This window comes from Paludibacter propionicigenes WB4 (assembly GCF_000183135.1).
Taxonomy (GTDB): Bacteria; Bacteroidota; Bacteroidia; order Bacteroidales; family Paludibacteraceae; genus Paludibacter; species Paludibacter propionicigenes.
Genome location: NC_014734.1, coordinates 3023974 through 3039125, shown reverse-complemented (window position 1 = coordinate 3039125; position 15152 = coordinate 3023974). Strand labels below are relative to the sequence as shown.

The following is a 15152-nucleotide window of genomic DNA, read 5'->3' as shown; positions in this document are numbered from 1 at the left end:
TTAATCGGTTATTTGATACTTTTTGTTAGTTCTACCATTCCTGATATTTCATCGGCCAATTCGCTAGGGCTACCTTTATAACCTATAGAAATGAACTGAACATTGCCATTGCCATCAACAAAAATCTTCTGTGGAATTCCGGATATGGTAAAAGCTTTAGCTATACGACTAAAAACCTCATCATTTATTTTGGCTCCCTTTACCTTATTGTCAAACAGAACATGGAACGGATAGTTATTGTCTTTAATATACTTTATGGCTGCCGCTTTATAATCAGCACTGTGTTCTTCTGTATCGACAAAATAAAATTCCACACTAGGATCGTTTTTGTATCTTTCTACAGCTAACTTCATTCCGGGGAAAGATGCTTTACAAGGTACGCACCAAGAGGACCAAAAGTCAAGTACATAAGTCTTTCCTTTTATATTATTAGAATCTATCAACTTTCCATCAATATCCATCATTTTCCAGGCCGGCATTACACCTTCACGTCTATTTCCGTCCAACGATTTCAACTCTTTAGCAACCAGCTTCGGGTCTTTGTGCGATTTGACAAATTCATCAAAACCTGCTTCTGAATTATGTTCTGCAACGTATTCTTTCTTCAGCAAATCAAGCATCAGAGGCGTTACCTGGTTATTATACAAGGCTCCAATCAGTAGCTTTTTGAGCCCTTCTTTATCACCTGTTTCAGTCAACAATGAAATCATGCTATTATTCACATCGGCCACAGTATAATTGAACGATTGCTGAGCCTGCAACGCGTAAGACAGTGCTTCTTTGTTTTTGCCAACATTTTTCAGTAAATCAATATACGTAATCAAAACAGTTCTTGCCATATCATCCTGCCATTGTTCTTCCCACTCATTCGGAGATAAATAATAGTATCGGGCAGGTTTTACAGACTTAATGCTTTCCATGTGGTCTACAAGTAATTTAGCATACTGGTACAACTCCTGATCGGGAATATCTTTCCTATCATGAGGAATTTGAATCAGTTTGTAAAATAAGGTTATAGACGCACCAAACGAAAGCTGATTTAAATACGTTTGCAAACTACTGTAATTCTTATCCATAGTATCAATAAGAACAATCATTTCGTATGCTTTATCGTAATTAATCATATTGTTTTCGTTGTATTGAGCATCCGCCGGTGATTCAGGGAAATCTATCAGAAATTGAGCCAACGCCTGGCGTTTTTTCTTCATATCTGTTTGTTTACTTGCAGCTCTGTAAGCATTTAATCGTGCAATGGATCCCTTTGGATATCTTCCCAGTATTACTTTAGTCAGCGAATCGGCAGGCTGCGCCATTCCCAGCAGGTTTTTGTAAATAACAGCAGCGTTAACAAGGCTTTCTTCTGTATTTTGCTTTATCAAAAAGGCAGCTATATTCTTCATACGTTGCTCAGCACCATCAACATGACTTCTGTATAAAGAATTAGCAAAAAGCATAGCCATAGGAGCTGCAGACACGGAATTTTTGACAATTTCGTTATTTATCCACATATAAGTAACGGTATCGTTTACAGCAAACTTTTCTAAATCGATATAATTTGGAATTGCATATCCGTAATCGGGAGAGCGCATTAATCCCCACGCCGCATTAGCACCAGGCATAGAAGACTGATCTGCTTTTTGAAGCATCCACACGTATCCATTATTCCCATTATTGTCTATCTTACCATTTGATTTAAATTTAAGGGCAAGAAGTCCGCAATCAGAAGGAACATCCAATGTTCCTTTCCAGTTGTTGGATTCATAATTCAGCGATAAATCTTTAGTTATCCATTTGTAATTACAATACAGATAAACCGTTCCCTTGACGTCTTTAGAATCGCCAAGTGAACTCTCTTTTGCATTATAGCTTATTTCAAGCTTTCCCCCGGGCTGTGGTTTTTCGGGATTTAGTACAACAGCCTTTTCTGTCTGTGCAAACGCACTTAAGCTTAGCCCCAAGGCCAAACTTAAGTGAAGTAGCACCATTTTTATTCTGGTCATTTTATATTTAATTTAAACATTTATGTATCATTCCGGATTTTGCTCCATTTCAGGACTTAGCTTTATTTGATAAGCTGGAATAGAGAATATGTAACGATTACTAGTTGGAGCAAGCGTATAGGTTATTCCTGCTAACGTTCTGGTATATGTCTGCGCAAACATCGGATCATCTTTCAATCGTCTCATATCCCACCAACGCAGCATACGACAGAAGAACTCACGATGACGTTCATCTATCACCTTTTTAAGCGCATCGTTCAAATCTGTTGCAGACAAATCCACATAATCAGCAGCTTTAAATCGTTTTTTCCGTAAAGCGTTCAGCCAATCCATTGCTATTTCCGGTTTGTTATTACGAGCATAATACTCAGCCTCAATAAGCATCATTTCCGGAACGCTGGGGCCTATATTGCGTCCTTCGTTCAAAGCTCTGTCTTTATAGAAAAAACGTCCGCCCGCAGCAGTGTATGAGCTTGATATATTTGCTGCTGCCGTAGTAAACAAGTTATACCGTTGGTCTTTCGTTCCCAATAATGTCAATAAGCTACTGCTCAACCTCAAAGCATAGGGTGTATAAGCAGAAACACCACCATATACTGTCTTTGACAATAGAATTTCAGGATCACTGATCCTCCTTGGATAAGTAGTAGAGGATAGTGCTGTAATAGTGCTCAAATCATTCAGCGTACTTCTATACAACAAAGCGCTATCGGCATATAGTTTGGCATTGGCATAATCATTCATGCACAAATATGTACGGGCTAGTTCACCGTAAGCCGAAGGTTTTGACGGTAAAGTAGTGTATAACTGCTTGAGAGGCAATGAAGGAATCGCTTTTTTCAAATCCGCAATAATCTGATCGTAAACAGCTTGAATTGACGGACGCTTAAGTGACTGCTCGGTTGTTTCCGTCAATATCATTGGCACACCTAAATCGCTGACTGCTGTACTTGCTTTATATGGTTTTGCATATTTATTTACCAACATTAAGTATGCATCTGCTCTGTGTACAAGAGCTTCTGCTATCAGTGCAGCTTTTTGAGATTCTGTTCCCCCTTTGCTCGTAGGCACTTCATTAATCACTACATTCGAATATGTTACTGTATTGTACATGGAATTCCAGTCATCGTCCGACTGATAATTTCCAATCGGATAAATAACTGCTTGCCATGTATATGCTTTTGGCCAATAGCCATAATTATCACTACTGCTCAATGCTAGATACTGTGTACTACCATCGACAAGTTCAACATCATCAGAGGCAATATCTGTTAACCTTGGCCCCATTTCATACCCAGAAGTATTATTCAGTAAATAACGATAATTATCAATATCCCCGGGAACTAATTTTCCCTGAGTTTTGATGTCCACGTATTTTTCACACCCAACGAATGACAGACAGAGAAATGCGGACAGTATAATATATAATTGAGATTTCATTTTCGATTTCATTATAAATTAATATTCAAAGAAACTGTATAAGAGGTTGACGCAGGCAGACTGTATGATGAGCTACTTACAGATGAAACATAATCAGGATCATAACCTTGTTTGTTAGCTGTCCAAAGTAAACCCAGGTTATTTACCGAAAAACCTAACTGAGCACTCTTCAAATGACATTTAGTCATTAATGCAGAAGGCAGTTCATAATTAAGCGATATTTGTCTCAGGCGAATATAATCACCCGATAAAACATTGATATCTGAATATTGATATCGATACTGACTGTAGGTAACTGCCATAGCACTTCCATTAAGTCCCGGAGTGTTCGTTATAGCCTCATCACCAGGCTTTGTCCATCTGTTTGCTATATCTGCACTTAAATCATATTTAGTAGAATAAGAAGATGTTATATAGTTTGAAATGGTTGGTTTAAGAAACACACTCCCAAATTGATACGTCAAAAACGCATACAGGCTAAACTGTTTATATTTCAATGTTGTATTAAAGCTTCCATAAAAAGGAGCAGTGGTACGACCTGCATTTTTAAACACATCAAAAGAAGTAATGGTGTTTGTGGTTGCCTTAATAATCCCACCTTTTTCATCATATACCTGGGTAAGTCCATTAGCATCTAAGCCTGCGTTCCGATACACTAACAACTTATCGGTAGGATAACCAGTTAAAACACCAATACTCATAGGTGACATACTGTAGGAGCTTGTATAGAGACTTGGAATAAAACGTGCATCCGTTACTTTATTGGTATTATACGAAAATGTTCCTCCAACATTCCATTGCCAGTCCTTATTAGTCAGAACAATACCATTTAAGTTCAGATCAACACCTTTCGAATTCATTGAAAGCATATTGCGGGTAAGTGTACCACCAGCAACAGTACCTACATAAACACTACTAATAGGGTAATAGGAATATAGTAAATCTTTACCTCTTTTGTTATAAAAATCGATTCCTCCATTTAGTCTGCGACTAAATAAACTGAAATCCAGTCCTAAATTAGTTACATAGGTTTTTTCCCATCTCAACTGAGGATTCGCCATTGCAATTAAGGTTGCATATGCTTGTCCTGTAGCTTGATCGGAACTTGACATCCCAATATTTGTAAATGGATAAGTGGATAATGATAAATTACCGTTCACCCCAAAGGAACTGCGGAAAGCCAGATTATTTATCCACGATTGCTTCTGAATAAATGATTCTTTGCTCAATATCCACTTCAGCCCTGAAGACCACAAAGGAGTTGCTCTGTATTTTCTATCCAATCCAAAATTGTTATAATCATCGTAACGAACACTCGCTGACAAAGAATAGCGATCCAGTAAAGCATATGCTACATTGCTATAGTACGATAAAAATCTACGTCTTTTATCGTATTGAGATGGATAACCACCATCTGTAAATGTAGTATACGAAGTAGGTGTAGATCCGGCTACGTATGCATAAGTAGGTGTATTACTGTAGTTAATATTGGAGTTCGTGAACCCTGTTTCCTTATTATAACCGTATAAGGAAAAACCTGATTGGCTCATATTGGTTTCACGCATCTCCATACCGGCTAAAGCCGAAATTTGATGGATACCATTGAAAAGGTGGTCGTAGTCTAATTGCCCACGTAAACTATGATTGTTTTCGTTCGTATTACTTTGCTTTAAAACACCTCCATTTGTAATTCCTAAGCTATTGTTAGCGGCCGTTGAATAAGTATAATAGTTAACTAAATTTCGGAAATAATAGGTATTCTGATTGAGAAAGTTTTGTGCTTGGCTATAGGTTCTTTCCAACGTATATTGCAACGAAGCCTTTACACCAAACAAAAGAGGCATCTGCAAATTTATCGTACCAAGGTAATTATCATTTTTCTGAAGATTATCCGCATTTGCCAGTTCGTCCAGATAATTATAAGTCCAGTCTTTATAAACCGGAGATAACGCACCCGTCCAGGTCGGATCTAATCTAGCGTACGATATACTTTTATTGTTATTATCTGCCAATAGACTATACGGCATGAGTGTGCTAGCACTTGGAAGAAATAAAGAAGAAAGTCCTAAACCATTATTCTTATAGGTAAAGAAAGTTCCTTTTAGATTAGTAGAAAAAGTCGCCCAATTAAATAATTTCCAACTATTATTCAACGTCAGAGTAATCCGATCTGCAGAGTTACCTTTGATATTAGGGTTTTCATTGCTGTATGATGTCGAATAGAAATAACGTGAATTATTTGTACCACCACTTACCGATAAGTTATACTGCTGACTGGTTGCCGGTTGAAGTAGATATTTATTTATTTGAGACTTATTGTCAATACTGCTCATGTTTTTTATAGCTGCATCATAGTCAGATTGACTAATCGCACCGGATTTTAGCTTAAGCGCTAAATTTGTTCCATCACTCATCAGATATTGAGCTGTATAATAGGATGTAGCAGGCATAGAAGTAATGAATCCCCTATCTACTAACTCTTTCTCATAACTAAGCTGCTGAGCGGAATTCATCGTTTTCAGATATCCTAAATCAGGCTTATCTGCAACCATAAAGCTGGATGAAAAGTTTATCTGAGGAGCATGGTTCATTACACCTTTCTTTGTTGTAAGCACAATAACTCCATTGGCAGCACGAACTCCCCATATCGAAGCTGCAGCAGCATCTTTCAACACCGTGATATTTTCAATATCGTTTGGGTTGAAGTTAGAAATATCCATTTCTGAAATAGCTCCATCCACTACAAGCAAGGGAAATTTTTCTCCTGAAAACGTACTGCTTCCCCTTATTATTACGTTGTAATCGGTCGCCCCTACAGTTCGCACATCCGAACTTATTGATTTCCCATTAGTGTTATAATCAAAAGAGCGGTCTCCTCCGGTTAGTGATATCTGCATACCGGGAACCAAACCTTCTATCCGTTGTAGGATATTAGCATTTGAACTTTTGCCCAAATCTTTGGCACTGATTGTTCCAAAAGATCCTGTTGCTCTTTCCTTAGGAAGTGTTTGATAACCTGTAGACACCACCGAAACCTCTGACAGCGAAATTTGATTTGGAGTCAACGAAACATTAAATTCACCATCGGTTTTTGCCATAATCTCTCTTGGATTAAAGCCTATATAAGAAAGGAGTATTATATCTCCTTTTTCTACTTCAATTGAATATCTTCCATTTTCATCTGTAATAGTTCCTTTGTCACTGCCCCTTACCCGAACACTTACTCCGGGTAAAGGATCTGATTCCAAATCGGTCACAGTTCCAAACAGTAAAAACTTAGAGTTATCCGACGTCGACTTGGCTCTCGCTTTTTCAAAAACCAAAATACTTTTACCCTTCAAAGTATATGTAAGCGAGGTATTTGCCAATAATAATCCCAACGTTTCTCTTACAGTACGATTGTCTTTTGGTACCGTAATGTTGGTATAACTTGAAACCTGAGGCAATGTATATGCCACCCTAAAACCGGAACGTTTTGCTAATTCATTAAGTCCCTGCTGTAAAGTTTTATCATGTAATTCAAATGTAATTTTAGTTTCCAACGACTGAGCATAACCCGTTGTTGTGAAAAACAGTTGACCTGCAAGCATCAAGCACAATAGCACATAAAACCGTTTGCGCTTAAAATTGATTGCAGAACTTAAGTCTACTAATTTACCTAAAAAATCTAACGTATATACCGCTTGTATAATCTTTTTTTTCATATCTTTGTATGCAGTTATAAAAATTTATTATGGATTTTTTTGACTTAAATCCCTCGGAGCTTCCTACGGCAGAGGGATTTTTTTTATTCCTTTTATTTAAACTAAGATGTATCGCTTTTACCATTCATTCTTTGGTTGTTTAATTTTTATTCGATATAATAATTTCATTATTTTTCTCTTCAAATTGTGCATCGGAGTTAATAGTACAAAGCACATCAAGTATATTTTCCAGAGATTCTGTACCGGCAAATGAAGATACAATTTGCGTTTTGGCTAATTGAACATTACCAATAGATATATCTTTTCCATAACGTTTACTCAACACCTGAGCAATCGATTCAAATGTTGCTCCATCAAAGTCAAGATCTTGTTTCGCCCAACTACTAACAATCTCATCACTATTAACTTTGTGTTGTTTAGCCGTTGTATTCTGAACATCGTAGTTAATCTGCTGGTTAATGGTCAACACAGCTAATACTTTCTTATCATTCTCCACCCGAACCTTTCCACGGGTTACAGAAACTATAATATTCTTGTGATCAGGCCAGGCCTTAATATCAAAGGCAGTTCCCAAAACGGTGGTTTTTACAGCGCCTGTATGAATAATAAATGGTCTTTGGGAGTCGTGCTTCACATCAAAGTAAGCTTCACCAACTAGAGTTATCTCGCGGGTTTTCCCTCCAAATGTCCTCGGATAGTCAATAGTACTACCGGCATGTAAAACCACACTACTTCCGTCAGGTAAAACAATAGTACGTGTATAGGTAGTTGCCTTGTCGGGCGAAACCAGAACAGCTTTGGCTATTACAGCACCTGATTCGTTCAAACCCTTATTCTTCCGAACGTAAATTCCGATTGAAACCAGAATTAGCAATGAAGCTGCCACGGAGATAGCCCTGAGGTAAACAGAACGCCTGTTAGTTCTTCGTTGATCCAGATTCAGATTTTTCTTTTCGGATAGAATATTAGCTAATATATCCTGCGAATCTTCTTCCGACAAAGTCAGTTCAGAAGAATAATTAGTCCAGAGTGCCCGAAACTCAGCTTTAAGATCTTCATCCTGCAAGGAATTAATCAATAAATTAAGTTCTTTTTTCTCGTCGGAGTTACAATTCTGAGAAAGATACTTTTTCAATAAGTACTGAATTCTACCTGTTTCCATTGTGTTGGTCATGTTAAAATAAAAGGATTATGAATTTATTTGTTTTGTATTCAAATAGAAACTAATATGCTTTAATTATCTGTAAGACGTACAGAATAAAAAATACACCTAGTCAAAATTGATTATTTGTTTGAAAAATATGCTTTTTAGCAAAAAATAGAACAAAAGTAGACCGCCAACCCGACAAATAAGCTACAAAAATTATATTATAGGAGCTTTTTATCAATAAGAAGGAAAGTCATTTTTGGAATAAAACGGAGAGAAGATGAATTACATTAAGGGCAAGAATCGTAAAGAAAAAATAAGAATGAGAAAGAAAAATACGAATATTCTTTAAAGCTTCCCTCATGTGATTCTGAGTTGTAGAAACGGAGATATTTAATTGCTCGGCAATTTCATGATGCTTGAATCCATATTCGTTATGAAGAACGAATATTTTCTTTTGTTGCGGCGGCAATTGGTTTACCGCTTCATCTATTTTTTCCCGGGTTTCCTTATTTATCAGGGCACTGACAGGGTCAGGAGTTACATCGGCTTCCTGCGAGTTCAACAGTTCTACGTTGGAAAACAACTCTTTGGAAGATTTACGAAACTGATCAACAGCCTGATTCTGAGCTACAGAATAAATATAAGCATTGAAATTGTCTATTTCAGCCATATTAGCTCTGTTTTGCCAGACTTTAAGAAAAACATCCTGAACCAGATCTTTAGCTTTCGCATCCGACTTAGTCATACCAAAAAGAAAACCATACAACTTATCTTTATATGCATAAAACAAGCTGGCAAAAGCCTTCTCATCTCCATCCCGGAGACGTAAAAGAAGCTCTCTTTCCTGTTGCTTTATATTATTAAAGTCGGTTTTCATTATCTTTTTGGAAGCAAAATAATTGTAATGATTGCAAAAGTACAATTATATATTCAATATCGTATATATTGCAAACTTAAAACTTCGTTTTTGATTAAAAATGGTAATAATATGCATTTTCTTACCCATGCAAATTTAGGGAGTATTTTGCGATATTGAAATACCTCTTTCATGGTATAAACATACCGAATAATAATATTTTACGCAACATGAATAACAGCAAATAAAAAACTCCCTGCCGAGTTATGAGCCTCAGCAGGGAGTCTAAAGAAAGACGAAGATTAAATAATCAAACTACGAGAAAGAATGATTATTTAAAGATCTCTTTCAATTTTAGCAGTAAATTCTCTCCAAGAAGGCTTTTAGCTATGATCTTACCTTCCGGATTAATCAGAAAGTTCTGAGGAAACGATTTATTTCGCTTCGTCCCTTTCTATTAAATCTTATTTTTTCTCAGGATAGAGCACAAAACGAATGAGGTTTTTTCCTGATAAATGTTTATTAGCTGATAGTTTTACTGTTTTAGTTGTTATTTTATTAAGGCGATCCTGAATTGCAAGAATCTTATCCGGGTTCTCATTATTTTGATATTTATCTGATAAATAATTTATCCAGAAGCCGTTCTCTTTTGATTGAACTTCGATTGCGCGTCGTTCTTCAGCTATAACTTTATTTATCTCCTCCTGAGTAGCTCCGTTTTCTCTGATTTTTCTAATTTCATCGAGAGTTGAATTAATTAGCTTATCCACATTTTCGGGAGCACAGCCAAAAGCAACAGTAAATGTGTAACGGTTTCGCGGATATTTCTCGTAAGAAGCATTAACGCCAACACCGTAAACGCCACTCTCATCTTCGCGCAAACGGTTTATCAATCTAATGTCAAGAACTTCAGAAAGTGCCAGAAGGTTATCGTTCTCTGTGATGTTATATTGATAATCACCGCTAAATACCAACTGAACTGTTGATTTTTGTTCTTCTCCTTTGAATACTTTTTTCTCAATTTTTCCTGAAGGAATAACAATCTTCAAATCGCGGGCCTTTTCGACACGTTTAATTGTAGGTAGTGCACCCAGGTATTGTTCAAGAAGCGGTTTAATGGTAGTAACATCAAAATTACCCACAAGTATAAAATTGAAATCGCTGGCATCCGCAAATCTATCTTTATAGATTTCGAAAGCACGATCGAGATTTATTTTGTCCAGTTTTTCGTTGCTTGGCGGAGTATATCTAAAGTTGTAACATCCCAAAACAGCCGAAATAGTATCTGAAAATACAGTGGACGGATCGCTATTGCGGTTTATTAAGCTTTCTCTTTCCAGTTGAATCATTCCTTTGTAAACTGCTGTATCTTTCCGTGGTTGTGTGAAATATAAATAAACCAATTGAAGAGCGGTCTCTAATTCTTTAGGAGAACTAAAACCGGTGAAACCTTCGTAACGAGCACCAATGAATGGAGAAACGCTAACTTTTTTACCTGACAGATATTTTTCTAATTGATTTAAACTATAATCGGCAACGCCACCATAGCTGGCAAGGGAAGATGCATGTATAGCCGATTCGTATTCGGAATCTTTACACAGAGAATAACCTCCGGGACTATACGCATAGAAATGGATTTCATCATTCTTATAATTAGTAGGTTTGAGAACTACTTTCACACCATTACTAAGAGACAGAGTAGTAATTCCAATTTTTTCATCTTTCTTTTCTGAAATGATTTTACCGCCAGCGATTTTTTGCGAGAGCAATGGCTTTTCAGAAACATTATCCACATAAGCACTGATATTACTATTTTGCACATCTGTTATCCATTTATAGACTGTTTCGTCAGTTGGCAAGTTCGCTTTTTCCTGTTCTGAACTTAAAACCAGAATATCCCGGTTTTTATCTGTCAGGTATTCTTTGATAAGCTCATTTATTTCCGAGAGCGTTATTTTGCTCAGGTCATTTTTATAGTAATTATACTCGTAACCAACGCCGGGCGAAGCCTCACCTTTAAGAAATAAATTCAGGTATTCATTAGCATAACTTACTGAAGCCGTTTTGTCTCGTTCGTTGTATGCCGACTCCATACCAGATAGTAAAACATCTTTAGCACGGGCTAGTTCTGTTTCTGTAAATCCGTATTTTTTTGCACGTTCTATTTCAGTCCAGGCAGCTTTAAATCCTTTCTCCAGTTCACCTTGCTTTCCAACTATTGTAGTAGAAGTTGTAAGAAGATTGGCCATAAAATTATTTATATAGTTTTCAGCTTGAAGAAAAGGTGGATTAGGTTGTTGACTCAATTCATTATAACGGGCACCAATGATTTGATTGTATAACGCTCTCAGAATGGTTTGATGATAGTCTACGGTAGTTTTTAATTGATTTCCTGTGAATTTGCTCATTACCTGAATGGCAGTAACCGGAAATTCTTTATCAGTAACCGTTAGAAACTGATTTTTCTGACTAAGCGGAATAGTGTATTCTGTACGAGCTCTTGGATGTGCAGGTGCTTTAAGATCTGAGAACAATTCGATAATCGTTTTCTCTGTTTCTTTGACATCAATATTCCCTACAACAATTAATGCTTGCAAATCGGGTCTGTACCAGTCATTATAGAATCGACGGATTGTGGCAGGTTTAAAATTTTTCAAAATCTCTTCTGTACCAATCGGAATACGTTTACTGTATTTTGATTGATTCATAATAAACGGGAAGTATTTATTTTGCATGCGTTCTTGTGCACTTTTACCCAACCGCTTTTCTTCCAGGATAACACCACGTTCTTTTTCAATTTCCAACGAATCGAATAAGGCTTCGTGAGCCCAGTCGCGCATAATTTGGAAACCGTTCTTTAGTAATTCAGGATTATCAGTTGGCAAAGGCAATTGATATACAGTTTCGTCAAAACTGGTGTAGGCATTCAAGTCACCGCCAAAACGAACTCCGGCTTTTTGCAGATAGCTGACCAATTCGTTTTTAGGAAAATGTTTGGTTCCATTAAAACTCATGTGTTCAACAAAGTGAGCCAGACCTTGTTGGTCGTCATCTTCGAGAATAGAACCCACTTTGTTTGCGAGATACAGAACAACCCGGTTTTGAGGCTCTGCATTTTTGCGGATGTAATAGGTGAAACCGTTAGGCAGATGACCAACAGTGACGGCGGAGTCAAGAGGCAACAGAGCAGGCGATTGTGCCAACAAGCTGCCTGAGCTACCAAGTAATATGGTAACAGTTGTCAGTATCGCAAGTAGTTTATTTGTTTTCATTTATTTAGTTTTAATTGTTTGTTGTCAATAGAGAATCAACAAAATAAGAATTCACACAAAGCAGCATGAAGGTGCTTATTGTAATTAATAAGAGCTCGGGATAACAAGTCACTAGTCAGTGGCTATGTACATTCAAGTCTTTGGAATCTGGAAGCTACTTTACATTTAAGCTCAAAGAGCCTAAATGTAAAGTTCTTGAAATGGTTTTCTTTATTTTAGAATTTCTTCTAGTTCTTGGTGCAGATATTTACCTCTGAGTTCTTTGGCAATAATCTTTCCATTGGGGTCGATAAGAAAGTTTTGAGGTATGGAGCTTACACTATAACTCGTTCCAATCTTCGGTTCGCGGATATTTGTCCATACAAGTTTATCTTTTGTAAATGCAGCTCTCCATGCTTTATCGCCTTCCGCAACATCTATGGAAACACTGATAACAGTAAATTTCTTGTCTTTCCATTGTGCGTAAGCTTTCACTACTTCGGGATTTTCTTTGCGGCAAGGAACACACCAGGATGCCCAAAAATCTAATAATACATATTTACCCCGAAAGTTTGATAGCGTAACCGGTTTTCCATTAGAGTCTACGCTTTTAAAATCAGGAGCTAGATTACCTATTGCAGTTTTCTCGTAAGCGCTTAAATCTTCACCAACAATTTTCATAAAATCATCGTTTCGATATTCCTCCGGAAGCATTTTATAATAAGGATATAATCCATCCTTTTCGTCGGTTGAATAAATGTCCAGGAAAATTTCGGGACTAACCTGTGAAGTAGGGTTTTCTTTTATAAAAGCTTTGTAAACCTCGTTTATTTTATTCTTTATAGATCTCGATCTTTCAACCAATGCGTCCAGAAACGGTTCACTTTTTTGCTTTATCGAATCGGCAGCATAATATTCAGCATCAATCTCTTTAAATTGAGCTAAAAATGGGCTTGTTTGTAGCTGAAGATTGGTCCATTGAGCATTCAGAGCTCCTCCATCAACCTTTGGTAATTCATCCGGACTCTCTATTTTAATATTAATAGTGTCTTTGTCGAGATAAAAATTGTACGCTTTTGCTTCTGCGTTATCTACATACAAATTTAAAATCGCTTTTTTATCTTTTTCTCCTTTAATATTAAAGGAGAATAGCCCATCTTTAAAGACAATTGAATCAGTTTGAATTGCGTTGTTGTAGTTATAAAAAAGTTTGACATATCCTCCTTTTTTATTCGAAAGCGACGTATTAACAACGTAGTTTTTAGCATTTTGCGCTGATAAACCGGCAGTATTAAGTAGTATAAGCAGCAAGCATGCTGCTTTAATTGAAAATTTCATATAGGGTGTGTGAATTATTTATTAATTACGCTCGTTTTGTGTTATTTCGGGATTCAGCTTTATAACTTTCGTATCTATTGGGAAAATGTAATTTGCCGAATTAGGCTCAAGTGTGTAACTAGTACCCCGGTAGATATGTGTAACCGTTTTGGCAAATTGAGGTTCTTTATTCAATCGACGCAAATCAAACCAACGCATTCCATTGCCGAGTAACTCCTTTCTACGTTCGAGAAGAACTGTAGCAAGTAATTCTTCCTTTGAAGTAGCAGTAACATCGGTAAATGAATCTGTCGAATATCTGTTCACCAGCAGTTTGTTTAGGTAATGCAGACTTTTGTCCATATCTCCAAGACGGGCATAGCATTCGGCCAGGTTCAGATACACTTCGGGAATGGTAAGTCCTGTGTTCATATCTTCGCCATTAAGTTTTGAACGCACAAAGGCTTTTCCATCGAAATTTAAAGAGCCAATATTTGCTCCTGTTTGTCCATCTTGTATAAGAAGCTGATAACGCAAATCACCATCAGTATAAGTATTAAGCAAATCTTCGCTTAAGCGAAATGGTAAAGCATATACATTGAATGATGAGTTTTTTATGATCAATAATTCAGGGTTTGCTATTTTGCGAGGCAACAACGAAGGATCATCTACAAAGTCGTTCAGATTTGTCAATGAATCTTGTATGGACAGTGTCTTTTCGGCGTAAATAGCCGATTGCGAGTAATTATCCATAATAAGATAGATGCGGGAAAGAAGTGCGTAAGCTGCAGCTTTAGACGGATAAAGTTTGTTCGGCTGTTTGTTTGGTAAAATTTCGGCAGCGTATAGAACATCTTTTAAAATAGCATCGTAAACAGTTTTAACGGAAGCGCGGGTTAAATTTTTATTTATTACCGGTTCTGTAGGCATTGGTACACCTGCATCCGTTGCTGCAGTAGAAGCATTATACATTTTAGAATATTGATTTACCAATACCCAATATGCATAAGCACGATGCACAAGAGCTTCGGCATATAATTCGTTTTTCTCGGCATCAGTTCCATTCTTAGAATTCATAACCTCGGTGAGAACAACGTTACAATAAAAAACCTGTTGATATAAAAAAGTCCATTCTTCGTCAGATAAAGCAGCTGTAAATAAATCTTTTTTGAATGTATAATAGTTTACAGAAGATTCTATTCCACTAAGAATACCCGTTACATTTTCTTGGTTCAAATCAATATCATCAGTTCCGAATTCATTGTTTCCGTACCCGTTGACAAAAACAGCTGAATAGTTCAGTAGATATCGGTAATCTTCAGTGTTCTCGGGAATCATCTGTCCTTTCGGGTTTTCTTCAACAAATGATTTGCACGAAGGCAAAGCCATAAAAACGGCTAAAAAGAATATGCTAAAAATATATTTTGTTTTCAT

Annotated in this window: 8 protein-coding genes; all 8 read right to left on the bottom strand. The window is 36.8% G+C overall.

All coding sequences use genetic code 11. The features are described 5' to 3' along the window. Positions 1-8: 8 nt before the first annotated feature. Positions 9-2000, bottom strand: coding sequence for a TlpA family protein disulfide reductase (locus tag PALPR_RS12595; protein WP_013446022.1), 1992 nt, complete (start codon positions 1998-2000; stop codon positions 9-11). 27 nt (positions 2001-2027) lie between these two features. After that, complete coding sequence (locus tag PALPR_RS12590; RefSeq protein ID WP_013446021.1) at positions 2028-3440, bottom strand: RagB/SusD family nutrient uptake outer membrane protein; 1413 nt, start codon at positions 3438-3440, stop codon at positions 2028-2030. 11 nt (positions 3441-3451) lie between these two features. Further along, on the bottom strand, positions 3452-7144 hold the full coding sequence (locus PALPR_RS12585; RefSeq protein ID WP_013446020.1) for a SusC/RagA family TonB-linked outer membrane protein: 3693 nt from the start codon (positions 7142-7144) through the stop codon (positions 3452-3454). Between the two features lie 139 nt (positions 7145-7283). After that, positions 7284-8306 (bottom strand): FecR family protein, encoded by a 1023-nt coding sequence (locus PALPR_RS12580; RefSeq protein ID WP_148226480.1) that lies wholly within the window; start codon positions 8304-8306, stop codon positions 7284-7286. Between the two features lie 238 nt (positions 8307-8544). Further along, entirely contained in the window at positions 8545-9171 is a 627-nt protein-coding gene (locus PALPR_RS12575) for an RNA polymerase sigma factor (RefSeq protein ID WP_013446017.1), read from the bottom strand. A 443-nt stretch (positions 9172-9614) separates the two neighbouring features. Beyond that, positions 9615-12422: a M16 family metallopeptidase gene (locus tag PALPR_RS12570; protein ID WP_013446016.1), complete on the bottom strand. Its 2808-nt coding sequence runs from the start codon at positions 12420-12422 to the stop codon at positions 9615-9617. A gap of 210 nt (positions 12423-12632) precedes the next feature. Beyond that, entirely contained in the window at positions 12633-13739 is a 1107-nt protein-coding gene (locus tag PALPR_RS12565; protein WP_013446015.1) for a TlpA disulfide reductase family protein, read from the bottom strand. A gap of 21 nt (positions 13740-13760) precedes the next feature. Next, positions 13761-15152 (bottom strand): RagB/SusD family nutrient uptake outer membrane protein, encoded by a 1392-nt coding sequence (locus PALPR_RS12560; protein WP_013446014.1) that lies wholly within the window; start codon positions 15150-15152, stop codon positions 13761-13763.